At 44.7% G+C, this 24,550-nt stretch carries 27 protein-coding genes; 21 read left to right on the top strand and 6 right to left on the bottom strand.

From position 1 onward, the window contains the following. The first annotated feature begins 11 nt into the window (after window positions 1-11). Entirely contained in the window at window positions 12-1,025 is a 1,014-nt protein-coding gene (locus NST94_RS21535; RefSeq protein WP_339281246.1) for a Gfo/Idh/MocA family oxidoreductase, read from the top strand. 31 nt (window positions 1,026-1,056) lie between these two features. Continuing rightward, window positions 1,057-2,070 carry a Gfo/Idh/MocA family oxidoreductase gene (locus NST94_RS21530; protein ID WP_076308954.1) on the top strand — a complete coding sequence of 338 codons (1,014 nt, stop codon included), beginning with the start codon at window positions 1,057-1,059 and terminating at the stop codon, window positions 2,068-2,070. A gap of 77 nt (window positions 2,071-2,147) precedes the next feature. Here NST94_RS21530 and NST94_RS21525 read toward each other — a convergent pair whose 3' ends face one another. Next, window positions 2,148-2,357: a hypothetical protein gene (locus NST94_RS21525; protein ID WP_036683023.1), complete on the bottom strand. Its 210-nt coding sequence runs from the start codon at window positions 2,355-2,357 to the stop codon at window positions 2,148-2,150. A 205-nt stretch (window positions 2,358-2,562) separates the two neighbouring features. On the opposite strand from NST94_RS21525, the gene NST94_RS21520 reads away from it, so the two are divergent. The 4 genes from NST94_RS21520 to NST94_RS21505 all read left to right on the top strand — a co-directional run bounded on the left by NST94_RS21520 (window position 2,563) and on the right by NST94_RS21505 (window position 5,313). Continuing rightward, window positions 2,563-2,877 carry a hypothetical protein gene (locus tag NST94_RS21520; protein ID WP_076130239.1) on the top strand — a complete coding sequence of 105 codons (315 nt, stop codon included), beginning with the start codon at window positions 2,563-2,565 and terminating at the stop codon, window positions 2,875-2,877. A 117-nt stretch (window positions 2,878-2,994) separates the two neighbouring features. Continuing rightward, a complete protein-coding gene (locus tag NST94_RS21515) occupies window positions 2,995-3,528 on the top strand; it encodes a hypothetical protein (protein ID WP_339281245.1) in 534 nt (177 codons plus the stop codon). A gap of 97 nt (window positions 3,529-3,625) precedes the next feature. Next, window positions 3,626-4,744: a hypothetical protein gene (locus NST94_RS21510; protein WP_339281244.1), complete on the top strand. Its 1,119-nt coding sequence runs from the start codon at window positions 3,626-3,628 to the stop codon at window positions 4,742-4,744. Beyond that, on the top strand, window positions 4,741-5,313 hold the full coding sequence (locus NST94_RS21505) for a type 1 glutamine amidotransferase family protein (protein ID WP_339281243.1): 573 nt from the start codon (window positions 4,741-4,743) through the stop codon (window positions 5,311-5,313). The genes NST94_RS21510 and NST94_RS21505 overlap by 4 nt, the downstream gene beginning before the upstream one ends. A 66-nt stretch (window positions 5,314-5,379) precedes the next feature. Here the strand turns inward: NST94_RS21505 and NST94_RS21500 are convergent, their stop codons facing one another. Next, window positions 5,380-5,973, bottom strand: a complete 594-nt coding sequence (locus NST94_RS21500; protein ID WP_076130242.1) for a hypothetical protein — start codon at window positions 5,971-5,973, stop codon at window positions 5,380-5,382. Window positions 5,974-6,181: 208 nt separating this feature from the next. On the opposite strand from NST94_RS21500, the gene NST94_RS21495 reads away from it, so the two are divergent. The 3 genes from NST94_RS21495 to NST94_RS21485 are packed head-to-tail and all read left to right on the top strand — an operon-like array spanning window position 6,182 to window position 7,986. Further along, window positions 6,182-6,838, top strand: a complete 657-nt coding sequence (locus tag NST94_RS21495) for a ribonuclease H family protein (protein ID WP_076184205.1) — start codon at window positions 6,182-6,184, stop codon at window positions 6,836-6,838. A 44-nt stretch (window positions 6,839-6,882) separates the two neighbouring features. After that, complete coding sequence (gene ung / locus NST94_RS21490) at window positions 6,883-7,551, top strand: uracil-DNA glycosylase (protein ID WP_339187992.1); 669 nt, start codon at window positions 6,883-6,885, stop codon at window positions 7,549-7,551. A 30-nt stretch (window positions 7,552-7,581) separates the two neighbouring features. Further along, window positions 7,582-7,986, top strand: a complete 405-nt coding sequence (locus tag NST94_RS21485) for a hypothetical protein (RefSeq protein ID WP_036683006.1) — start codon at window positions 7,582-7,584, stop codon at window positions 7,984-7,986. 110 nt (window positions 7,987-8,096) lie between these two features. Here NST94_RS21485 and NST94_RS21480 read toward each other — a convergent pair whose 3' ends face one another. Both NST94_RS21480 and NST94_RS21475 read right to left on the bottom strand, forming a co-directional pair. Continuing rightward, window positions 8,097-9,206 (bottom strand): AI-2E family transporter, encoded by a 1,110-nt coding sequence (locus NST94_RS21480; RefSeq protein ID WP_339281242.1) that lies wholly within the window; start codon window positions 9,204-9,206, stop codon window positions 8,097-8,099. Between the two features lie 190 nt (window positions 9,207-9,396). Then, window positions 9,397-9,669, bottom strand: a complete 273-nt coding sequence (locus NST94_RS21475) for a hypothetical protein (protein ID WP_076130246.1) — start codon at window positions 9,667-9,669, stop codon at window positions 9,397-9,399. A gap of 251 nt (window positions 9,670-9,920) precedes the next feature. On the opposite strand from NST94_RS21475, the gene NST94_RS21470 reads away from it, so the two are divergent. The 5 genes from NST94_RS21470 to NST94_RS21450 all read left to right on the top strand — a co-directional run bounded on the left by NST94_RS21470 (window position 9,921) and on the right by NST94_RS21450 (window position 15,343). Continuing rightward, window positions 9,921-10,685 (top strand): DeoR/GlpR family DNA-binding transcription regulator, encoded by a 765-nt coding sequence (locus NST94_RS21470; protein WP_305953507.1) that lies wholly within the window; start codon window positions 9,921-9,923, stop codon window positions 10,683-10,685. A gap of 117 nt (window positions 10,686-10,802) precedes the next feature. Then, window positions 10,803-11,714: a 1-phosphofructokinase gene (gene pfkB, locus NST94_RS21465; RefSeq protein WP_339281241.1), complete on the top strand. Its 912-nt coding sequence runs from the start codon at window positions 10,803-10,805 to the stop codon at window positions 11,712-11,714. Window positions 11,715-11,752: 38 nt separating this feature from the next. Further along, window positions 11,753-13,681: a fructose-specific PTS transporter subunit EIIC gene (locus tag NST94_RS21460; RefSeq protein WP_076279190.1), complete on the top strand. Its 1,929-nt coding sequence runs from the start codon at window positions 11,753-11,755 to the stop codon at window positions 13,679-13,681. Between the two features lie 174 nt (window positions 13,682-13,855). After that, window positions 13,856-14,356, top strand: a complete 501-nt coding sequence (locus NST94_RS21455) for a Crp/Fnr family transcriptional regulator (RefSeq protein ID WP_076134543.1) — start codon at window positions 13,856-13,858, stop codon at window positions 14,354-14,356. Between the two features lie 315 nt (window positions 14,357-14,671). After that, complete coding sequence (locus NST94_RS21450) at window positions 14,672-15,343, top strand: YitT family protein (protein WP_076130250.1); 672 nt, start codon at window positions 14,672-14,674, stop codon at window positions 15,341-15,343. Window positions 15,344-15,598: 255 nt separating this feature from the next. On the opposite strand, the gene NST94_RS21445 is transcribed toward NST94_RS21450, so the two are convergent. Next, window positions 15,599-16,495 (bottom strand): rhodanese-related sulfurtransferase, encoded by an 897-nt coding sequence (locus NST94_RS21445; protein ID WP_076302702.1) that lies wholly within the window; start codon window positions 16,493-16,495, stop codon window positions 15,599-15,601. Between the two features lie 300 nt (window positions 16,496-16,795). On the opposite strand from NST94_RS21445, the gene NST94_RS21440 reads away from it, so the two are divergent. Then, window positions 16,796-17,590 (top strand): TIGR00266 family protein, encoded by a 795-nt coding sequence (locus tag NST94_RS21440; RefSeq protein WP_038572584.1) that lies wholly within the window; start codon window positions 16,796-16,798, stop codon window positions 17,588-17,590. 418 nt (window positions 17,591-18,008) lie between these two features. Next, window positions 18,009-18,155, top strand: a complete 147-nt coding sequence (locus NST94_RS21435) for a hypothetical protein (RefSeq protein WP_179089437.1) — start codon at window positions 18,009-18,011, stop codon at window positions 18,153-18,155. Window positions 18,156-18,258: 103 nt separating this feature from the next. On the opposite strand, the gene NST94_RS21430 is transcribed toward NST94_RS21435, so the two are convergent. Beyond that, window positions 18,259-19,206 (bottom strand): hypothetical protein, encoded by a 948-nt coding sequence (locus tag NST94_RS21430; protein WP_339281240.1) that lies wholly within the window; start codon window positions 19,204-19,206, stop codon window positions 18,259-18,261. Window positions 19,207-19,447: 241 nt separating this feature from the next. On the opposite strand from NST94_RS21430, the gene NST94_RS21425 reads away from it, so the two are divergent. The 5 genes from NST94_RS21425 to NST94_RS21405 all read left to right on the top strand — a co-directional run bounded on the left by NST94_RS21425 (window position 19,448) and on the right by NST94_RS21405 (window position 24,548). Beyond that, window positions 19,448-19,900 (top strand): hypothetical protein, encoded by a 453-nt coding sequence (locus tag NST94_RS21425; RefSeq protein ID WP_280753406.1) that lies wholly within the window; start codon window positions 19,448-19,450, stop codon window positions 19,898-19,900. A 162-nt stretch (window positions 19,901-20,062) separates the two neighbouring features. After that, the gene (locus NST94_RS21420; RefSeq protein ID WP_038572574.1) at window positions 20,063-20,764 is read left to right on the top strand and encodes a response regulator transcription factor; all 702 of its coding nucleotides are present in this window, start codon (window positions 20,063-20,065) and stop codon (window positions 20,762-20,764) included. Next, window positions 20,761-21,768, top strand: coding sequence for a sensor histidine kinase (locus NST94_RS21415; protein ID WP_280753405.1), 1,008 nt, complete (start codon window positions 20,761-20,763; stop codon window positions 21,766-21,768). Before NST94_RS21420 ends, NST94_RS21415 begins: the two co-directional genes overlap by 4 nt. An 85-nt stretch (window positions 21,769-21,853) precedes the next feature. Beyond that, window positions 21,854-22,624 (top strand): ABC transporter ATP-binding protein, encoded by a 771-nt coding sequence (locus NST94_RS21410; RefSeq protein ID WP_280753404.1) that lies wholly within the window; start codon window positions 21,854-21,856, stop codon window positions 22,622-22,624. Further along, the gene (locus NST94_RS21405; RefSeq protein ID WP_339281239.1) at window positions 22,599-24,548 is read left to right on the top strand and encodes an FtsX-like permease family protein; all 1,950 of its coding nucleotides are present in this window, start codon (window positions 22,599-22,601) and stop codon (window positions 24,546-24,548) included. Before NST94_RS21410 ends, NST94_RS21405 begins: the two co-directional genes overlap by 26 nt. The last annotated feature ends 2 nt before the right edge of the window (window positions 24,549-24,550 follow it).

Genomic DNA, 24,550 nt, shown 5'->3' with positions numbered 1-24,550 from the left:
AGGTGAAGGCTGTGCTCAGAGTGGGGCTGGTGGGTTTTGGATTTATGGGCCGAATGAACTTTGATCAGTATGTTCAATTGCAGGAAGACGGCCATCCGATTTCTCTGGTTGCCATTTGTGACCCGCAGATTAAAGTCCTTAAATATACTAAATCCGCGGGGAATATGAACACGGCCCACGAGGTATATGATTTATCCCCTTACAGCCTTTATGAGAATTTGGAGCATATGCTCGAAAAAGAAGAACTAGATGCTATTAGCCTTGCAGTACCTACGTACTTGCATGCTGAAATGGCTTGTTCGCTGCTGGAACGAGGGTATCATGTGTTCTGTGAAAAGCCGATGGCGAGACATTCCGCAGAAGCTTGGAAGATGGTAGCGGCGGCGCAAAGCAGTGAAAAAAAATTACTGATTGGTCATTGTCTTCGCTTCTGGCCGGGATATGAATATTTGAAGGGGATTATAGCTAGCGGTGAGTTCGGTGAAGTGACAGAGGCTTATTTTTACCGGGGTTCCGGTGCTCCTAAAGGGTGGTTGGTCAATGATGAGCTAAGTGGCGGCTGTATGCTGGATATGCATGTACACGATACGGACATCATCCATCACTTGTTTGGGAAACCGGATAAAGTATCAACGCTTGGGCGGAAGGTTTTACCGGGAAGTGGCTATGATATCGTCTCCACTCATTATTTTTATCAGGATGGAAAAGTGGTCAATGCCCAAGCGGACTGGACACTGGAAGGCGACTTTGGTTTTTACATGGGCTATCGGATTAATTTTGAACGGGGAAATGTAGTCTTTGATGGCGCGGAAGTTAAGGTAAATCCTAATCGTCAACCGGGGTTCATTGCGAAGCTTTCTTCGCATACCGGATATTACAGAGAGTTGGTATATTTCTTGAAAATCATCCAGAACGATGAGCCAGTGACCCTATGTATGCCCGAAAGTGCTGCCCAGTCCATAGAAATCATTGAGGCTGAAATCCAATCGGCTGATCAGGAAGGGGCCTGGATACGGATACGTTAAGTACCATACTTTTAGTAAAGGAGACTTCACGATGTTGAAAATAGGCTTGATCGGCTTTGGATTTATGGGCCGGATGCATTTTGATAATTATGTGCGCTTAACGAAAGAGGGGCAGCCCATTGCCCTTAAAGCCATCTGTGATTTGCGAATTGAGGAATTAAAGGATGGAAAAGCAGCCGGGAATATGAGCACTGCCCAGGAAGTCTATGATTTGTCAGCTTACAATCTATACGATGATCTGGAGAAAATGATAGCCAGTGAGGAACTGGATATGATCGACATTGCGGTTCCTACTTATCTGCATGCGGAAATGACTTGTTCGCTGCTGGAGCGTGGATATCATGTTTTTTGTGAGAAACCGATGGCCAGAACTTCCGTACAAGCGCTGGAAATGGTGGAAACGGCAGCCCGCTGTGGGAAAAAACTGATGATCGGACATTGTCTCCGTTTTTGGCCGGGGTATGAATATTTAAAAGAAGTGATAGAGAGCGGGCAGTTCGGTCAGGTCACGGAAGGGTATTTTTACAGGGGATCTGGTGCTCCTAAGGATTGGTTTCTTGATGAGACACTAAGCGGTGGAGGCATTATGGATATGCATATTCACGATACGGATATGATTAACTATCTGTTCGGCAGACCGGATAAAGTATCATCCTTAGGACGTAATGTCCTTCCGGGTAGCGGATATGATATCGCATCGACTCACTATTTTTATAAGGATGCAAAAGTAATTAATGCTCAGGTGGATTGGACGCTGGAAGGTGATTTTGGTTTTTACATGGGGTACCGGGTTAATTTTGAACGTGGAAATATAGTGTTTGATGGCAGCGAGGTCAAGGTCAATCCGAATGACGGGACAGGCTATTTAGCGGAACTTTCACCGGATGTTGGCTACTATAGAGAGCTTGTATATTTTCTGGATGTTATTATCCAGGATAAGCCTATCATTATTTGTACGCCAGAGAGTACAGCGGAGTCTTTAAGAATCGTGGAAGCAGAAATGAAGTCAGCGGATGCTGAAGGCGAATGGATTGTGCTAGATTAGTTGTGTGTAGAGTGAATAAGGACGTGAGCTGGAAGAGGATCATTCACAATGACCTTTTTCCAGTTCACGTCCTTTTGTCATCGCTGAAATTTGGTGTTGTCTCTTGCATAATGGGATACTGATCCGTCATATCTTCTCAGCCGTACTTGTTCGTCAGAGAACAGTTCAACAATTCCTGAAGCAACCTCTGAATACATTCCATCAGGATCAAGCTGTAGCGCAGAAATATAGGTTTGGGATAAGGCAGCTATAAAAAAATCAATATTTTTCACTAATGTTTGTGGCATGTTATTCCCTCCGGTGACATCTTGTACATGATGATATATTAAACCATAGGAGTTATTTTACCATGATTTATCGTTGAGTTTTAGGAAGAATTCTTTGGTAAAAGTCGAAAATATGAGAAATTTGGTTGAAATTGTATTTAAGATCGTCTTTAATGAAACGAAGAGGGTAATTTTACCACTCTAAATAAATTAAGGGGATTACATAATGAAAGACTATGAAGTGCTGGAAATTAACAAAAAGAGTTTTTTTAAAACAACTATCTATTTTATGATCATTCCTACATTGCTATTGTTTATAGTAGGTCTAGGGATGGTGGTGGTCGGGCTTATCATTAAAGAGACGTTTATTGTTGTTATGGGTATCCCTTATTTGATTATGCCGGTTATTTTGATACTCATTTATGGATTGGTGGGTATGCTGGTAGCGCTGGTATATAACAAGCTGGCGAAGAGATTCGGAGGACTAGAACTGAAAATAGTGGAGAAAACCCCTCCGGTTGAAGCAAACTATTTACCATAACCCGAAGTTATTAAAGGGCAGGTATTGCGATGATTTCGCTACCTGTCCTTTTTTATTTTAATTTGAAAAGAAACCGGGGAATGGATATGATTTGGATAATGAAAGGATGATTGCCAGATGACAGAACCGACACAAAGAGCCAAGGAACTGTACATTCAGTTTTTGGGTCATTTTTTAAATATGCATAAAGCAGGAGTACTTAAGGAGTACAAAAGTTTTGAAATTCCAAGAGAAGTGGAGCTGGAATGGCTGCAGGAATGGGCTATGGAGCACGTCAAGCAGTTGTCGATACGGGACTGGGATGCGATTACGATACTGGAATCCATCTCGCGGAATTATCAGGATAGCTGGATTGTGGAAAAAGTGGTTTCTTTTGCTTCGCGGAATATTATGAGCGCTGATAGTTTGGTTAGACTGATTTATGCGGAAAAAATGCTTGAAATCATTCGTTCTCATAACCAGGTGATCACAAAAGAACTGTTATTTCAAGGCTGTAAGGTTGCTGTACAAATTCTCGAGGATGTAATCTCACAGCCGCTGGTCATTGATCCTGGACACGAACTTAAAGAACATAACCTTAAAGATAAACGCGCGTTAAACAGTCGAGCCCAACAAGGGATTGAAGAGGTAAAGGTACTTATTAATTCTTAGCTGCCAAAGTTGACATACTGTTGTCAAATTGGCTGTGCTACGATTTCCTGACAGAATCAAGTCTGCTGATCTAAAGAAGAAAATGAGGGATTATCGAATGGCTGAACCTTTAAAAGCAATGTACAATGAACAATTTCTGCGTGAGTTCGGCGAAAAGATTTGTGGCGTACATAATGTCTTCGAGACTGAGGCATTTGTAAGCTCAGCCATGACTGAACCGTGGGAAACGCTTGAGCTGAAGGCTAGAATGCGGCGGATCACCGAGACGTTGGGCAGCCACTTAAAGCTTCCTTATGAGGAAGCGCTGGCTATCCTATTCGCCATTGCTGAAGATTGTGTAGGATTTCCTTATTTGATTTTTCCGGATTTCGTTGAGGTATATGGCCAAGGAGACGAACATTGGGAGTTGTCTATGCAGGCGCTGGAAAGTTTCACAGCGAAATCATCGGCTGAATTTGCAGTTAGGCCGTTTCTCTTACGGGAACCAGAGCGGATGATGGCTCAAATGCAGATATGGGCGAAGCACCCTGATGAGCATGTACGTAGGCTGGCTAGTGAGGGCTGTCGGCCTCGTCTGCCTTGGGGACAGGCGCTCCCCATGTTCAAGCTTGACCCAGCGCCGGTATTACCTGTACTTGAGCAGCTTAAGGCGGATACATCCCTGTATGTGCGTAAAAGTGTCGCTAATCATTTGAATGATATTGCAAAGGATCATCCGGAAGTGGTGCTCGGTACCGCTCGGCGCTGGAAGGGAACACATCCCGATACAGACTGGATTGTGCGGCACGGCTGCCGTTCTTTGATTCGTAAAGCTGAGCCAGAGATTATGGCTTTATTCGGATACGCAGAGCAGACAGACGAAGCTGCTCCACTTATAACGAGTGCCTTCATTCTATTGGAACCTTCAATCCTGACCATTGGCGAAAGCTCTGAATTACAGTATAAGCTTCAAGTTCGTGAGGGAGCTCCGGCACGGATTCGGATTGAATACGGAATCTATTTCGTGAAAGCGGCAGGTCGAACCTCCCGTAAATCTTTTTTGTTATCGGATAAGACCGTACCTGGAGGTACAATTCTGTCAGGTAAACGGACACATCGTTGGGCTGATTTAACAACTCGGCGTCATTATCCAGGAGAGCACCGGATTGTGCTGCTGGTAAATGGGCGAGAAGTGGCGGAAGTGGCGTTAGAACTTAAAGGGAGTGCTAATATATGAAAAAAGAAGTTTTGATGTTTCTATCCAATGGCTACGCTGATTGGGAAAGCGGATATATTAGTGCCGAACTAAATAAGCAGGAAAGTGAATATAAAGTAAGAACAGTTGCTCTAACTAGCGACAATGTCAAATCTATGGGTGGATTTACTGTTGTACCTGACTATACTTTAGACAGTTTACCTGCTCAGTATGAAATGTTAATTTTAATCGGTGGCACAGGCTGGAATGATAATTCAGCTATTACTCCAATGATTGAAAAATGTCTGCAGGAGAGTGTACCTATAGCCGCTATATGTGATGCTACAACTTTTTTGGCTGAACATGGCTATTTAGACAACATACCGCATACCGGAAATTCATTGGATTATTTAAAACAAAATGCTCCTAATTATAAAGGAGAAGCAAATTATATAGAAAAACAGGCAGTTTCGAGTGAATATATTATTACAGCTAATGGCACAGCTTCTTTAGAATTTGCAAGGGAAGTTATGAAGAAGTTAGAGGGTTTCCCAATCGAAACCGTCGAGGGATGGTACAACTTTTTCAAAGATGGTTTTTATCAAGAATAAGGGTGTATATAAAAAAAGGTGGTCTCAAGTCTTAACGACTTGAGATCACCTTTTTGGGGTTGAAGTTTATTTTTTCACTTCTGTAACACCAGTTACTTTTCCTTGATCGGATGAATTAAAGGTGGATTTATATTGATCGTTTGCGAAGTAAACATTACCTTCAACGGTTGCGTTCACTAGGGTAAATCCATCCGCTTCTACGTATACATCTCCAATAAAAGTGCCGCCTTGGATGCGGGCATTTTTACTCTTGATGGTCAATTTTGGAGCAGTCAGTTTAAAGGAGTTGGTGATGTTGTGATCCGCATCTTGTGTGTATAGAGCAATTTTTCTGGCGGGTTCCTCTTTATTCATGAATTCTCCATCCACCACGAGATCTTCGGTGAAGGTTAAGTCTTTAAGTGTAGCAGCAATCCAGGTTCCTTCTGGACTGATGGCGCGTTTGAAGGCTTCTTCATTATCTACTACGGAAGCTGAGGTTACAGCATCTGTGGTGTTATTTTGATTATTAGCGGTGCCTGTATTATTAGTGGTTCCCGCATTATTCGTGTTCTCAGGAGTGCTTGTTGCAGTAGCATTATTGGCATTGTTTGTTGCATTTCCACATCCGACCATTAACACAAAAGCAAATACCGCAGCAACACTTGCTATCTTTCTCATCTGTATAACCTCCCTAAGTAATTGTACTGATATCCTTCGAGCTTACTATAGAGTGATTAGTTAGTAATTTACCAATCAATCTACAAATGGTAATATAGGCCTGGACATCTCTGGCGTATAGTATGACCTGAAAAATGTGATTTATCCGATGAATTCACGAGCAATATGGATTACAATAAGTACAGGCAGTAGAAAAGGAGCATTATCCATGGCCAAACAGAAATATTATGTAGTCTGGGAAGGTAAACAACCGGGAGTCTATAGCACTTGGGCAGAATGCCAGGCACAGACAGATCATTATACCGGTGCAAAATATAAATCCTATGAATCCAAAGCAGCAGCTGATGCGGCATATAAAGCGGGCTGGAAGGGGAATTGGGGAACAGGGGCAGCTGGTGCAGCAAAGTCTAAGGGGACTAGTTCTTTTAAACGCAGTGCTACAGTAGAGACCTCTGAGGAGATTGATTACAACAGTATTTCAGTAGATGTGGGGACTCGTGGTAATCCGGGGCCTGTTGAATATAAGGGTGTAGATACACAAACGGGAGATATCATTTTCTCCTGTGGTCCGATCAAAAAGGGCACTAATAATTTAGGCGAATTTTTAGCGATTGTTCATGCCTTGGCGTTGTTAAAGAAAGAGGGAAGCGATAAAACGGTCTACAGTGATTCAGTAAATGCAATGAAGTGGGTGAAGCAGAAGAAGGTGGCAACAACCTTGCCGCGCGATTCTTCAACAGAGGAAATTTGGGTGCTTATTGATCGGGCAGAGCGTTGGTTGCAAACCAATACATATGACAATAAGGTGCTCAAGTGGCAGACCAAAGAGTGGGGCGAGATCAAAGCGGATTATGGTCGGAAATAAAAAAGCTATATCGCTATGGTTTCGGTTAAAGGAGGAGTTTGGGGATGTTTGGCAACGATTGGGATGAGGTATTGCAGGATGAAATGCAAAAGCCCTATTTTCTAAAATTAATGGACGCACTAACACAAGAATATAAGGAACATACCGTTTATCCGCCAAAAGAATTATTGTTCACAGCATTGAAATTAACGCCTTATAAGGAGACCCGTGTAGTTATTTTAGGTCAAGATCCTTATCATGGTCCCGGACAAGCGCACGGACTAAGCTTCTCTGTCAATCCGGGGGTACGTATCCCTCCGTCACTGCGCAATATTTATGCAGAGCTGAAGGAGGACGTCGGTGTGCCTGTTCCGAACCACGGCTCTTTGCTGCACTTAGCAGAGCAGGGAGTGTTGTTGCTGAACACCGTGCTGACGGTACGTGAAGGTGAGGCTGGTTCGCATAAAGGTCTGGGCTGGGAGACATTCACAGACACTATTATGCAAAAGCTAAATGAAAGATCTACGCCTATGGTGTTTATATTATGGGGAAGTCATGCGCAGAAAAAAGGCGCCTTCATCGATAAAAGCCGGCATAAGGTGCTGCAATCGCCTCATCCAAGCCCACTTTCATCGCATCGTGGATTTTTTGGCAGTCGTCCGTTCTCAAAGGCCAACCAATTTTTAGAGTCGCAGGGGTTGGCAGGAATAGATTGGTTTATTCCGGACTTATAATTTATGGAGTGATGCGAAGGGGAGGTAGCTATGAAGCATTGGGTAGGTAAACCCGTTATAATGTACTGCGGGGAGAAACCTTATACCATTATGAAGGGAATCCTCCGCAAATGGGACCTTTCCGCATCGGTGGCGGTGATTGGCCATCAGGAAATTGCTGTGCCGTTTCGGGATATTGTTGTTATTAAGGCTCTGGCTCCAAAAGAAAGAGCGCTGCCTCCAGTTCTCCATTCCGTAGGTTATGTGATGAGGGATCGGCAGCAATTTGACAATGCAGTGTATTTTAAATCGGCGGTTAGCGTCTGGAAAGAAGATCAGCTTATTGCCTTTAATACGATTATTACCTCACATACGAAAGGTTCAGTTACTCTTCAGAACGGCCAAAACCTGATGAAGGGCAATCACATCTTTGTAGTTCGTTCTTTACGAGGATGATTTCAGGCACCTGTAAAGAATAAAAAAGGGTACGACTCCGAGTGATTGGAGACGTACCCTTTTTTATTTTATAGATAAGCTCCGCCCGTTCACGAAGTAGATTACAACCGTTATAGCTCCTCTTTTTTGATAGGCTCAGTTTCATCTATCCGGTCTGCAATAATAATCTCATACACGCGCAGGAAAACAATTTTTATAATCATATAAACAGGGAGCGCAATAAGAACTCCGATAATACCGTAGAAGTCTCCACCTATAAGGACAAGGATGACCGTAGTCAGTGGATGAACATCCAATGATTTTCCGTAAATAATCGGTGAGAGTACATTATCCTGGATCTGCTGGGCAATGAAGATTACAACCAGGGACCATATGGCCATCGTTGGTGATTCAATGAAACCCACTATAATTACCGGAATCGCTGCTAAGAATGATCCCACATATGGAATGAAGTTAAGGGGCACTGAAATTACGGCGAGCAACAGGGAGTAAGGCAGTCCGATGATAAGGAACCCTATATATAACATAATACCGAGTACGACATTTAGCACCACACGTGTGACGATGAAGCTGCTTAAGGCGCTGTCGATATCTCCAAACATCTCTTGCCCTTCCTTACGATATTTTCTCGGAATTAAGCCTTGAAGCTTAGGCGATAGCTTATAGTCATCTTTTAGCATGTAGTACAGAATGATGGGCAAAGTTGCGATTAACACTACAATGCTGGAAACAACGCCAATCAAATTGGACATGGAATTGGTAACCCAGGTAATAGTATCGCTAAGAAATTCTGATAAACGGGCCGCGACGTCAGAGTCCCCTTTGAAAAAACGTGACAGTGTCGGATTCTCCCTCAATGCATTGAACTGATCCTGCAAACCTTGCACGAGGTAAGGAGTGTTATCAATAAAGTTCTGAATTTGTTCTTGCAGTGTCGGCCAGACTAGAATCCAGAAGAGAACGAACAAGCCGGCAATCAGAAAATAAATGAGCAGGATGGAGAACGCCCGGTATAATTTTCTTTTCTCAAGGATTCTTACTAACGGACGCAGCAGGTAGTACATGAACCCTGATAACATCATAGGAACAAGTAATAATTTGAAAATGGCACCCAGTGGGGCGAAGAGAAACATTACTTTGGAGCCTAAGTACAAAATCAGTAAAAAGGCGATAATAGCAAGGCTTGTCCGAAAATACTTCTGTTGTGGCAATAAAAACATCCCCCAAAATTCAAATTTATGTCTATGTAGTTTAATAACCCTAATTTACAAGTATTGATTCAAAAGCGGGCAATTCCTTTTAGGTAGTTCTTGGCATACCCATATAGAGGTTCTAGTTACAAAGGTTACGCCAAGTAAAAAGTTCGCAATTTAACAAGGAGATATAACTATTTATCTGCTTTTTCACAGATTATCTTGACTTTCGTCTATGAGATTTTCTAGTGGATAAAGTAAAGATTTCAGGAACTACATCTTCGCCTCCGGTTTCTTTGGTAACTTGTCTTGCTTTAACAAGAGATAAAAAGGAAAAAATCTCACCTAACGCTACAAGTCCAGCTGCGATGATCTCATAATCCTCAGCGCTAAGTTCTGCGGATTCCACTGGGTTATTGTTATTGGTGGTCCCATTCTTATTAGCATTGCTGTTGCCTTTATTTCTCCCGCTGTTTCTTCCATTGGCCATTTCTGATCACCCGCTTTTCCCGGTATGTATTATTAATATGTTATAAATGCCGCATATGAGATAGGCAATTCGGATGTAATTTTGCACTGTCTCTTTTTAGCACTTTACACAGGATGAAAACGCTGTTAAAATCATAAACGAGCACAAACGATCAATAACGGTCACATGTAATCAATTAACGGTCAAGAAAATTCATAGATGAGCGCAAGGAATTGCACAGGTCGCGCTGTCACATAAAGGAGCGAGCCACGATGATGTTTGAGGAAGAGAGAAAACAAAAAATCGTGCTTTTTGTGGAAAAAAACTCAAGAGCTTCTGTACAGGAGCTAAGTCAGGAAATGGGCGTATCTGAGTCTACTGTGCGCCGTGATCTGAAGGAGCTGGAAGAAGCCAAGCTATTAAAGCGTACTCATGGCGGAGCGGTTTCCCTGCAGAGTGTTAATTTTGAGGCAGCTTATCCTGATAAGGAAGACCATTTGTTGGATGAGAAGCAAAGGATTGCCCGTAAGGCCGTGGAGATGATTCAGGAGGGTGACGCAATACTGCTTGATGCAGGAACAACAACACTGCAGATTGCCAGAGAGCTGAAGAACTTTTCGAATATCAAAGTCATTACGAACTCGATTATGGCGCTGAATGAACTGCGGGATTGCCGCAATATCGAAGTCTCAATTACAGGCGGTATGCTTCGCCCGGATACGATGGCTTTTGTTGGACCGATGACAGAGCGTTCCTTAGATATGGTGAGAGTGGATAAAACTTTTCTTGCCACTAATGGACTGGATTTGCGGGAAGGCATCACAACTCCGAACATGTTAGAGGCAGCTACAAAACGCAAAATGATCGCAGTCGCCAAGCAAGTTATTCTACTGGCAGATCACAGTAAACTGGGGCAGGTATCCTTTAGCAAGGTTGCAGATGTGACGGAAATGGATCATTGCATTATAGATTCAGGAGCGTCTGACAAATTCATCCGTGAGATCACGCAATTGGGTGTGGATTTCACGCTGGTATAAATTTTATATAGGATAAGCAATTATGAATTACCGTGTGATCGTTTGGAGAAATTACAGATGCCGTACTTGTGATCGGTAATCTATAGCTTAGAAAACCAACATAATTGAGGGATAATCATGATCTATACTGTAACGCTTAATCCTTCCATTGATTATATCGTGGAAGTGGAAGATTTGAGACTGGGTGACTTGAACCGGATGAAACGTGATTTGAAGCTTCCGGGAGGGAAGGGAATTAACGTATCCCGAGTGCTTAATCAGCTTGGGGTTCAGAATAAGGCTATGGGATTCCTTGGAGGCTTCACCGGCCGATATATTGAGGATTGGTTACACGAAGAGTCAATTTCAAGCGATTTCGTGTTTGTTTCTGATGATACGCGGATTAATATCAAGCTCAAGCATGGAGAGGAAACGGAGATTAACGGTGTTGGACCTGTCATTCATGATCCTGAAGCCAATGCACTATTGCAAAAGTTGGCTGCCCTGAACGCGGAGGATGTAGTGATTTTGTCGGGAAGCGTTTCCCCATCACTGGGTGCAGATTTCTATGACAAGCTTATATCTGTGTGCAAACAGAGCGGAGCGGAATTCGTCATTGACACTACTGGTGCTGCACTTCAAAAAGCACTGGCGTATCAGCCATTGCTGGTTAAACCGAACCATCATGAGCTCGCAGAGCTGTTCGGCGTAACCATAGATACGAGGGAAGAGATTATTACTTATGGACGCAAGCTGCTGGATGCAGGAGCGAAAAATGTACTGGTTTCCATGGCGGGTGAAGGGGCTTTGTTCATTACGGAGCAAGGGGTATACCACGCCAACGCACCATCAGGTAAAGTGAAAAATTCTGTAGGTGCAGGAGATTCCATGATCGCTGGTTTTGTAGGGACACTGTCTTTGACAGGAGACTTGTTGGAGGCGTTCCGTGCAGGCGTTGCCTCGGGCAGTGCAACCGCATTCTCTGATGACTTAGCGGACAGAGAATTCATTGAACAGCTGAGACCGCTGATCCAAATCTCAGAAGTGTAAGCCGACAGCATTCAAAGTACTTAAGGGAGTTGAGCATGATGAGAATAACGGATTTAATGATAAAAGAAACGATGATCATGGATCTAAAAGCTACAACTAAGGAAGCTGCAATTGATGAATTGATTGCGAGTCTTGCTGCAAGTGGCCGAATTAATGATCCGATCCTTTTTAAAGAGATGATTCTGAAGCGCGAAGAGCAGTCCAGCACTGGGATTGGCGGCGGCATTGCAATGCCGCACGCTAAGACTAAAGCGGTAAATGAAGCGACGGTTGTATTTGCTAAGAGCGCAAAGGGAGTGGAGTTTGAATCCCTTGATGATGAGCCAGCACGTATCTTCTTTATGATTGCCGCTCCAGAAGGAGCAGGCAATATGCATCTTCGTACACTGGCCTCATTGTCCAGACTACTGATCGATAGCGAGTTCATTGAACAGCTTATGAATACTCAGACTCCTGACGAGGTATCAGCTTTGTTTGATGCCAAGCAGGCGGAAGGTGAAGCTAAGGAGAAAGAGAACGAAGCTGCTGAAACTGCCGCGAAGTCAGAGCCTGAACGTGTAATCGTGGGCAACCCGGATTCCCAAGCTTTTGTCGTAGCTGTAACTGCTTGTCCTACAGGCATTGCACACACTTTTATGGCTGAAGATGCCCTTAAGAAAAAAGCTCTGGAAATGGGAGTTAATATCCGTGTAGAGACGAATGGTTCAGAAGGGGCCAAAAACGTACTTACCCCTGATGAGATTCGGCGTGCAAGCGGTGTAATTGTTGCAGCTGATAAAAAGGTGGAAATGGCCCGTTTTGACGGTAAACCTGTACTGCAAAGACCTGTAAGTGATGGCATCCGTAAGTCGGAAGAGCTTATTCGTAAAGCTATGAATGGGGAAGCGCCGATTTATCACAATGAAGGTCGCGGTGGCAATGACGAAGGGTCTAAAGAGAAATCTGGCAGTATCGGCAGTAAAATATATAAGGACTTAATGAATGGGATCTCCCACATGCTCCCGTTTGTAGTCGGTGGCGGTATTCTGCTAGCAATCTCCTTCCTGATTGAACAAGTAGGTGGAGCAGATCATCCGCTGTTCCAGTTACTGCAGACAATTGGTGGTGGAGATGGTGCCTTCCATTTCCTAATTCCAGTCCTTGCTGGATTTATAGCGCTTAGCATTGGTGATCGTCCGGCTCTGATGCCAGGTATGGTTGGGGGTTACATGGCCTTGAATTCCAACGCTGGGTTCCTCGGCGGGCTGGCTGCTGGTTTCTTGGCGGGTTATGTAATTATCGGACTACGTAAAGTATTTGCAGGTCTGCCTAAAACACTTGACGGACTGAAGCCGATCCTGTTATATCCGGTATTCGGGCTTCTAATTACCGGTGGATTGATGTATTACCTGTTCGATCCGGTCTTTAGCTGGATCAATGTAGGGCTGATTGATTGGCTTAATGATCTTGGAACTGTTAATGCTGTTATTTTGGGTCTGGTTCTCGGTGGCATGATGGCCATAGATATGGGTGGACCTTTCAATAAAGCTGCTTATACTTTTGCCATCGGTGTATTCACTACCAGTGGCAATACCAACGGCTTCATGATGGCTGCTGTAATGGCGGGGGGGATGGTGCCTCCACTTGCAATAGCACTGGCTTCTACTTTCTTTAAGAATAAATTCACAGAAGAAGAACGTAAATCAGGCTTAACGAACTATGTGCTGGGCTTATCGTTCATTACGGAAGGGGCCATTCCATTCGCCGCAGCCGATCCGCTTCGTGTCCTAACCTCTTGTATTCTTGGTTCGGCCGTTGCTGGAGGTCTTACACAGCTTTGGAATATCAACGTGCCGGCTCCGCATGGCGGGATCTTTGTAGCTGCCCTTTCAAGCCACGCGCTGTTGTTCCTCTTAGCTGTTCTGATCGGTTCGGTCATCTCCGGATTGATGCTCGGATTATGGAAGAAACCGCTTGAAGCAAAGTAACTTTATAAATAAATTGAACTGCTGGGTACCAGAATTTTTATTCTGGCACCCAGCAGTTTTTGTATGGACATTAATCACCCACCTCCTCGCCATAGGTAGATTTATCTCCATAAATGAGGTTTAATTTTATATAATTGAAAATATATATAATCAGAAGGAAAAGGAGCGAGCGAGATGATATTACATAAGGGGGAAGTCTTGTTCCGCCAAGGAGACAGCTGTGATTTTTTATTTAAGGTAAAAAGCGGGCTGTTCAAGGTCACAAGACTTCATGAGAATGGGAACATGGTGTTATTCAACATCCTGTATCCCGGTGAGATGGTTCCCCATCATTCACTCATTTCGCCAAAGGAGGCGCATGGAACGGCAGTTGCGATGATGAAGAGCGAGGTGGAGGCAGTTCCATCAGCAGAATGGTATCAACAACTGCGGGATGATTCTGGTCAAGCGATGGAAATCGCCAGACTGCTTCAGGAGAAGGTACGGTTTATGCAGACACGGCTGGATCATCTTACTGTAGGTACACCTGCAGAACGTATGGAATTGCTAACCCGCTGGTTTAATGACTACTCTCATGGCGCAGCGCTAACAGAGTTATTGACCCAGGAAGAAATAGGACAATTGATCGGTGTAAGACGTGAAACAATCAACCGTTTGCTGCGGAGTACAGAGTGATTCCTGCTTTTTTCTGGCAAACTGTTTAGAGTAGGGTGGCTCCGTGGTATAATGTAAACAGAACTTATCAAATTAGAGAAAGGATCAGGATACCATGTGTCCCCGAAGGACGATTCCCCAAAGGACGATTTGGAAACGTTATGATCTGTCTTATACTTAGCTTCCCTGTAGAAGGTGCGTAAACCGTTGTTACTTGACGAACCGCCTCTGCGAGGGGAAGGAGTATATATATGCGAAGGAGCAATACCTCCGGTTTTACCCGTCGTAGAGGTTGGTGGGACGTCTAGCCGCCATATACGATAAGGGGAGACCTGTATGAGGAACCACAATTACGGAGTGAATGTACTGCTCCGATTGACAGTCATTTTGTTTGGAACATTTTTGCTTGCATTTACTTATTATCACATCAATTTTCAGAATCATTTGTCAGAGGGCGGATTCGTAGGATTATCGCTGCTTGGCAAATACGTATTAGGAATTTCACCTTCGATTTCAACTCTGCTTCTAGACGTTCCAGTACTCTTGATAGCATGGATGTTCAAAGGGAAAGCGTTCGTGTGCAACACCTTTGTTTCTGTAGGAGCTTTTACAATCTTCTATGGTCTCATGGAACGTTATTCCGGTTTGGTCATCAACTTGCAGGACAATTTGGCATTAGCAGCTCTTTTGTCCGGCGTACTGACAGGTTTAGGAGCGGGAATTATCCTGCGGAGTGGCGGGGCTAGCGGTGGAGACGATATTTTGTCGCTGCTGGTTAGTGAATGGAAGGGAATCAAAGTAGGTACGGTATTCATCATGATGGATGTAATCGTTCTGGCACTATCACTCTTTTATATGCCTGTTAAAGAAACGATGTATACAGTGATGGCAGTAGTCGTAGCCGGCTATGTGATCACCTTTACAACCTCTTTAGGCAAACCAAAGCTAGTGAAGGCGCCAAAGATTCAATCTACACTACGTAAACCGCATGATGGTACGGTAATGTGAAGAAGGCTGGTATAAACAGCTTATTCGGGGATATACTACATTTAAGGTCAGCCAGAGTTTCTGGTTGACTTTTTTTTGCTGGATATATCGTAATTTAAAGGGTGCAGTCCTTAGGGGAGTTGCTCGGACGTTTCGCTCATAACAAAAGGTGACGTACAGTGAGAATCCTGTACGCCACCCTTTAGTTAACTTAAGACTCACTAGTGCTCGTCTTTGAATCGTGTAGAAACATTTGCGGCCAGCTTGTCCTTTTATTTAGCCCACGGCATTCGTGATTGCTTCGCATTCGTCCGAGCAATGACCACTGTGCTGTGTTTCACAGTCCTCACAGCAAATATGCTGAAGATGACAAGCATCGTTAGCACAATTGATAAATTGGTCAGCTGGCTGACCGCAGTGATGGCAACGTCCGACAACGATATCCTCGTCGGTATGATTAATCTGTACGGAAATCCGCTCATCGAAGACATAACATTTTCCATCAAACAGTTGGCCCTGTACCTCAGGGTCTTTACCGTAAGTCACAATGCCGCCATCCAGCTGGTACACCTGTCCAAAACCTTCCTTCATCATAAACCCGCTTAATTTCTCGCAGCGGATCCCGCCTGTACAGTAGGTCAGGATTGGTTTATCCTTAAGGTCGCTCATATTCTCGCGAATCCAGTCCGGGAATTCTTTGAAGCTGTCTACTTCGGGGCGGATGGAGCCGCGGAAATGACCAAGATCGAATTCGTAACCGGTACGACCATCCAGAATCACCACATCGTCGCGCTGCATCATTTCATAGAAATCTTTAGGCGCCAGATGCTTTCCGGTAATCACGTTAGGGTCCAGTTCATCCTCGACCCGGAACGTCACGAGTTCTTTTTTATAACGAACGAAGATCTTTTTGAAGGCATGACCCTCAGCCTCATCGATCTTGAAGACGATATCGCTAAACAGAGGGTTTGCGCGCAAATCCTTCATATATTGCTCGGTTTGGGCAACCGTACCTGATAGTGTTCCGTTAATGCCTTCATCTGAGATGAGAATTCGTCCCTTTACATCAAGCTCTTTGCAGTAAGCCAAATGCTCCTGGGCGAATTGTTCTGCATCCGGCACTTTTACAAATTTATAGTATAGCAGAATTGCATATTCCGATTGTGGATTCATTCATTTCACCTTTATCATTAGAATTAGACTACTAAATAAACATTTAAGTATAAAAAGTATTGTAACATATTATCAAGTATTGACAAGAGATGTGGTACAGTAACCTGAAGAAAGCTGGAATAAATAACTTTTTTCAGGGATACCGGATTAAGGTCAGCCAGAACCTCTGGTTGATTTTTTTGCTGAATATATGCGGTTTTCATGGATAGTTAGGATTTGCGAAACCGTGAATCGCAACGCACGTATATATTTTCATTCATAAGTCACATGTTGACTTTAATTATAAGGAGGAACTGCGGGATGAGTGCTCATGAGATTGATTATGCCATTATGGGTGAGGAAATACAGTGTGTAGAGGTGCAGCTTGACCCAGGAGAGAGTGTAATTGCCGAAGCCGGGAGCTTCATGATGATGGATCAGGAAATAACAATGGAGACGATATTTGGCGACGGCAGCGGAGGCTCGCGAGGAAGTGGCTTGATGGGGAAGCTGATGGGCGCGGGCAAACGTCTGTTGACAGGTGAAAGCTTGTTTATGACTGTCTTTACACACAGTGGTTCTTATGGACGTAAAAGTGTCACCTTTGCTGCTCCGTACCCAGGCAAAATCATCCCGCTCGACCTGCAGCAATACGGTGGAAAAATCATCTGTCAAAAGGATTCGTTCCTTTGTGCGGCAAAAGGCGTTTCAATCGGTATTGAATTTCAGCGTAAGCTGGGTACCGGCTTTTTTGGTGGTGAAGGTTTTATTATGCAAAAGCTGGAGGGTGACGGACTTTCATTTGTACACTCTGGTGGTTATGTTATGGAACGCACACTTCAACCGGGAGAGACGCTTAAGCTGGACACTGGCTGTCTAGTCGCTATGACGTCTTCGGTGGATTATAATATTGAGTTTGTAAAAGGGGTCAAAACCGCGCTGTTCGGCGGCGAAGGCCTGTTCTTCGCAACGTTGCGCGGACCCGGCAAGGTGTGGGTACAGTCGCTGCCATTCAGCCGAATGGCCGATCGCATCCTGTCCGCTGCTGGCAACAGCGGTCGGAAAGAAGAAGGAAGCGTACTTGGCGGACTCGGCAATCTGCTGGATGGTAGATAAGTCTGCGTGAGCGCATTGCACAGCGTGGAAGTAGAGGATATATAGAATGTGGAGTGAGCGTGTGAAGTGCTAAGTAGGTGAGGCAGAGAGCGTGCGTAATGTGGAGTGAGCGTGGAATTGCTGAGCATATGAGGCAAAGAGCGTGCGAGATGTGGAGTGAGCATGGAAATGCTGAGCATATGAGGCAAAGAGCATACGAAATGTGGAGTGAGCGTGGAAATGCTGAGCATATGAAGCAAAGAGCGTGCGAAATGTGGAACATACGAGGTATACAACATTACAAGAGGACGCGTCGTTTCAGCGGTGGCGCTATAGGGTGTGGTGAAACAAGGGCAGAAATGCCCTTGTTTTACTGTAAAGGTTTAGTATCGCGCGAAAGAAGGGCAAAAATGCCTTTGATTTACTCGAATGAGCTAGTGTGGCGCGAAAGAAGGGCAAAAGTGCCTTTGATTTGCACGTATTAGCTAGTGTGGTGCGAAAGAAGAGCAAAAGTGCCTTTGATTTGCACGGATTGGCTAGTGTGGCGCGAAAGAAGGGCAGAAGTGCCTTTGATTTTCTCGAATGAGCTAGTGTGGCGCGAAAGAAGGGCAATAATGCCTTTGATTTACTCAAATGAGCTAGCGTGGTGCGAAAGAAGAGCAAAAGTGCCTTTGATTTACTCGACACTGTCAAATGTACGGTATAAATCCCTTAGAATAGAGCCGATGGAGCACATATAGCCAAATGTACGGTATAAATCCCTTAGAATAGAGCCGATGGAGCACATATAGCCAAATGTACGGTATAAATCCCGCAGATAGAGCCGATGGAGCACATATAGCCAAATGTACGGTATAAATCCCGTAGAATAGAGCCGATGGAGCACATATAGCCAAATGTACGGTATAAATCCCGTAGAATGGAGCCGATCGAGCGTATACGGTCAGATGTACGGTATAAATCCCGTAGAATGGAGCCGATGGAGCATATATAGCCAAATGTACGGTATAAATCCCGTAGAATAGAGCCGATCGAGCGTATACGGTCAGATGTACGGTATAAATCCCGCAGAATGAAGCTGATGGAGCACCTACGGTCAGATGTACGGTATAAATCCCGTAGAATAGAGCCGATCGAGCGTATACGGTCAAATGTACGGTATAAATCCCGCAGATAGAGCCGATGGGGCACATATAGCCAAATGTACGGTATAAATCCCGTAGAATGGAGCCGATAGAGCGTATACGGTCAGATGTACGGTATAAATCCCGTAGAATGGAGCCGATCGAGCGTATACGGTCAGATGTACGGTATAAATCCCGTAGAATAGAGCCGATCGAGCGTATACGGTCAGATGTACGGTATAAATCCCGTAGAATGGAGCCGATGGAGCGTATACGGTCAGATGTACGGTATAAATCCCGTAGAATGGAGCCGATGGAGCATATATAGCCAAATGTACGGTATAAATCCCGTAGAATGAAGCCGATGGAGCGTATATGGCTAAATGAACGGTATAAATCCCGCAGATGAGCTACTCCAACAAGCAATAAGTTACTTATGTTCGATAGGATATCACCGTTCGGCGTCTGCAATATCAACTTTAAATTGTCCTCCACTACTGTTACTGCTACCACCACCACTACACTACACTATCACCACTCCTGTATCTTTAAACCAATTTATAGTTTGTTAGAGCCGTAATGAGCTATGCTCATTTACGGTTTTTTATGTTTTTTAAGTAATGGTTGGCCGAAGTAGATGACCACTCAGGTACAATTGGGATAGTTTAATTGATAACTATATAATACCAGCTCATGAGTAGCAGGTTCAGGTATGATGTGTTCAACACTATATCGTACTTTGGAGGAATGTATATTGGTAATGGACGTGGAATTTGGCAAGGAAATTGAGAGTGCTATTTGTTGGGCTAAGGAGCGGCTGGGGTCGCAGGAGTATCCGCTGCGTTGTCTTGCTTTTGTTGAAGATGCCTATGAAAGAAGCAATGGGATCGAAATGTGGGGAGGCAACGATGCACGCGAATCCGCAGAGCTGTACGATGCGCACAAGAATACCGGGGCTCCGCCAGCTGGCGCGTTTGTTTTTTATGCTTGCTCAGGGTTGGTGGACGGTGAGTTTAAGGATTGGGGGCATGTAGCTTTGGCCCTTGGGAATGGCGAGGCCATTCATGCCTGGGATATAGTTAGGATAGATCACTACATGGAAATTTGCCATCTGCAAGCTGCTCCGGGCTGGAGCCAACCAGAACTTATCGGCTGGGCACCTGTAGAGAGAGTTCTTGCCGGGATTCAGAAGAAACAATGGGACTAGTTGATATCCTTAAACCTAACTTATCCAAGAACCTAGAAGGTGCCGTAAACAGGTGCTTCATGGGTTCTTTTTTCTTCCTTCCGATTTGACTAACCCTATGCACGGTGTATATATTATTTGGCAGACCCCCTTATATTGTTAAGGCTGGACCGGAGGCATGATATGTTCAAAATATTTATTATAGAAGATGACCGTGGACTTGTGGCTTTGCTGCAGGATTATTTACATAAGTTTGGATATGAAACGCAGGCGGTGAGTGATTTTGAGCGGGTCCGCACTCAGTTTGAGGCGTTCACGCCACATCTGGTACTCCTTGATGTTAATTTGCCAAAATACGATGGTTATTACTGGTGCCGCCAGATTCGCGGAATTTCAACCTGCCCTATTCTTTTTATATCTGCCCGCGATGGCAAAATGGACCAAGTAATGGCGCTGGAAAATGGAGCCGACGATTATATCACTAAGCCTTTTGATTACGAAATCGCGATGGCCAAAATCAAAAGTCAGCTGCGGCGCGCCTACGGCACCTATGCCGGTGGGAATAATGAACGCACACTAAACGTTGCCGGAATGACGCTGGATGTAGAGCGGCTAATCCTTACCCGAGGCGAAGCTAAAGTGGACTTAAGCCACACGGAAGCCAAGATACTAGATGAGCTAATGCAAAAATCAGGCGTCATCGTTACCCGGGACAGGCTGCTCGAAAAAATCTGGGATGATCAAGCCTTCGTGGATGAAAATACCTTAAATGTATATGTTACACGTGTACGCAAAAAACTTGCCGCTCTCGCTATCACAGATGGACTACAAACCGTGCGCGGTCAAGGCTATCGTTTGATTCCGAATTGGGGGGATGAGGAATGAAGTTGTTATTACGGGAACAGTTCCCCCTGATCGTGGTCTATCTAGCCCAGCTAGTCCTGATCACATTAGTGTATCGGCTGGATGGAGGCAGCGGTCTGAATGTAAGTTTATATGCCGCGCTGCTCAGCACTTGTCTACTGATTGGCTACCTCGCTTACCGTTACGTCACCAATCGCACGTTCTATGAACGTTTGGAGACTACGCCCTCCTCTCTCAATGAGGCAGGTGGCCCTACACAGGATTCTCCGCTAGCCGTAAGCTTGCGAGGTTTACTGGGGTCGCAATTCCGCCTCTACAAAAATGATTTGCACAGCTACCGCCACAAATTAGAAGAGCATATTCACTTTATTAATCAATGGGTACATGGCATGAAGACGCCGTTGTCTGTCATTCATCTGATCATTCAGGATAAGGATGGTCCGCCTTTTACGGCAATTGGTGATGAACTGGATCGTCTGAAAAAAGGACTGGATACCGTGCTTTATACGGCCCGTCTGGATACTTTTGAGCACGATTTCTATGTGGAACGGCTGAATTTGGAGACCATCGTACGTGGTGTGACCTCTGAGCAGAAGCGGCTTTTTATTCGAAAAAGAGTATTTCCAGCTATACAAATAGATGAGCAGATTACCGTAACCACGGATGAAAAATGGCTCACTTTTGTCCTTACGCAGCTGATTACGAACGCTGTTCGTTATACGACTGAAGAGGGCAAACATGTTTTTTTCCAAGGGATGGTCACGGAAGATAAGCAGACTGTGCTTGAGATCCGGGATGAAGGAGTAGGCATACCAGCAGGAGATCTGCCGCGCGTGTTCGATGCATATTTTACCGGGGTGAATGGACGAACCTTCCAGGAATCTACGGGGATGGGATTATATCTCGTGAAGCAGATCTGCGGCAAGCTTGGACATGAGGTGAGTATCCGTTCCGAAGAAGGAAGCGGGACCACCGTGCGGATTGTATTTAGGGAGCAGGATATAACAAACCTTACAAATGTGTAAGGGCATTGTAAGTTTCAGAAATAGCAGCCCATGTGTACACTTTGTATAATGAAGGCAATCCAGTCGAAAGAAGGAGAGGTAACACTTGCCCATTCTAGATGTTCATAATTTATCAAAAATATATGAGGGTAAAGTGTCCACTCAGGCGCTGAATCATATCCGCTTTTCTGTAGAAAAGGGGGAGTTTGTTGGCATAATGGGTCCATCCGGGAGCGGGAAAACAACGCTGCTCAACACGCTTGCCACCATCGACCAACCGACCTCCGGTCAGATTCTGATCAACGGCCGAGATCCTAATCTGCTTAGCAGAAAAGAAAAGGCGCTTTTTCGCCGTCATGAGCTAGGCTTCGTCTTTCAGCATTTTAATCTGCTGGATACGCTCACTGTAGAGGAAAACATCGTATTACCTTTGACGCTTGCAGGTGCTCGTGTCCCAGAGATGGAGAGCAGGCTGAAAGAGGTCACTACCTTGCTTGGCATCGAACATTTGTTGAAGAAGCGCACGTATGAGGTCTCAGGCGGACAAATGCAGCGGGCGGCTATCGCCCGGGCGATGATTCATCGTCCAGCGTTAATTTTGGCGGATGAGCCCACAGGCAATCTGGATTCCAAAGCCTCAGGGGAAGTCATGAATATGTTGACAGAGGTGAATAAGGGAGAAGGAGCTACGGTGCTGATGGTTACGCATGACGCAGTGGCTGCGAGCTTTTGCAACCGGGTCATCTTTATTAAAGACGGACGTTTCTATAGTGAAATGTACAAGGGCAGTAATAGAGGCGCTTTCTTCCAAAGTATTATTGATATGCTGTCTCTGCTTGGGGGAACCAGCCATGACCTTTCGGCAATTCGCTTATAGGAATGTAACACGTAATAAACGCAAATATGCCGCTTATTTTGTCGTCAGTGCTTTTTCGGTGATGATCTTTTTCGTGTGCGCTTTGTTTATTTACCATCCGGATATTTCAAAGAGCTTAATTTATAGTACGGCGGCTCATACGATGATGGTGGCAGAGGCAATTATTTATGTCTTTTGTTCTTTGTTCGTACTCGTATCCGTTGGATCCTTCCTGCAGTCGCGCAAGATGGAGTTCGGAATTTTATTGATGCATGGAATGACGAAGAGACAGCTGAACACCATGGTTTTTCTGGAAAATATGATGATCGGCACCTCTGCCATCCTGACAGGTACCCTTCTCGGGTTACTTCTGGGCAAATTATTTTTGATGATCGGATCTACTTTTTTGGGAATTCCCCTGTTAACCTTTCATCTCCCATGGCAGGCACTTGTGCTTACGATCTGCAGCTTCGTGTTATTGTTTTTTCTGATATCGCTTTGCACCTTTGTTTTTATCGGCAATGAGTCACTGATGCGTCTGTTTCAGGGAGAGCGTAAGGCAGAAGAAGAACCCAAAGTATCCTTTGTATTATCTATTATTTCTGCTGTACTGCTGATCAGTGGTTATTATATGGCGGCTACTGCAAAAGCTGCTTCCGTAGAGAAAGTCATGTTTCCGGTCGTTGCGATTACGGTTATCGGGACGTATCTCTTTTATACCCAGCTAAGTATTTGTTTGGTTAAGCTGCTTAAGGACATTCGGCGCTTGTATTGGCATCGTACGAATATCATCACTTTATCCGGTTTGTCCTACCGCTGGAAAGAGAATGGCCGGATGTTTTTTATGGTGACGATTGTATCCGCAGTCTCCTTCACTTCCGTAGGGGTATTTGCATCGATACATACACTTTCCAGAGAGCTGAAATTGGATTATCCCGCAGCAGTGGGTTATGTAGCCAAAGGAAATCAGACGGGTGTACCCTTTGATCAGCATCTGAACGAAATTAAGGAAGAGCTCAAGACGCACGGACTCCCTTATGAAGCGCTTAGTATCCCGATTAAATATGCTGAGGTCGAAGCTCAGACTGGACCCGATCGCACTTTACGCCTTCCCTTGATTGCTTTCAGTGATTATAATCTCGCCCTGCAACGTGCAGGTTTCACAACGGCTGAGCGTGCTCTGGTGGGCAACGAAGGTCTGGTGATGATTGGTTCGCAGCGGGATCGCAGTTTAACAGAAGGCAGAGTAAAAGCGGTCTATTCCTTGCAGCAAGGACTTGCCATTAAAGAAATAGGTTATACCGAGCAAGTCCCCATTGCCGAATATTTATTGCCGGAGCTGGATGGTAGAGATGGCGGGGATTTTAGTGGTGTCGTGATCAGTGATGAGCTCTACAGCGCTATTGATCCCGTGCAGACGGATCTTTATACAGGTTTTTATGTAGAGGATTTTCCGCAGACGGTAGGTATCGCTGCTGATCTTGCCCATAAAGGCAAACAGTCCTATGAAAGTGATTCTCCGTATGCGATTGTGATCAGCGGCACGCTGTTTGAGCTTCAGAAAACATTGTATAACACAATGCTTTTTGCTTCCTTGCTGGTGGGTACTGTCTTTTTTATTGCGGCAGGCAGCTTTCTTTACTTCCGGTTATATACCGATCTTGATCATGATCGCAATCAATATTCCACTTTGTCCAAGATGGGGCTTACGGATAAAGAACTCAATCGAATAGTTACGATTCAGCTGTCTTTGTTGTTTTTTGTGCCGGTCGGAATAGCTATTTTACACAGTGTGTTTGCCTTTATTGCGCTTCAACGGTTGTTCTACTTATCTATCGCAACGGAGACAGGCGCGGTGTTACTCGGATATTTGGCTGCTCAAGGACTATACTTCTTTTTTATTCGCAGCCGCTATTTACGCAACCTGAAGAAGAACTTGATATGAGA

The sequence above is a fragment of the Paenibacillus sp. FSL H8-0282 genome (assembly GCF_037963825.1).
Taxonomy (GTDB): Bacteria; Bacillota; Bacilli; order Paenibacillales; family Paenibacillaceae; genus Paenibacillus_AQ; species Paenibacillus_AQ odorifer.
The sequence above is the reverse complement of the archived record's forward strand: the minus strand, read 5'-3'. Positions and strand labels throughout refer to the sequence as shown.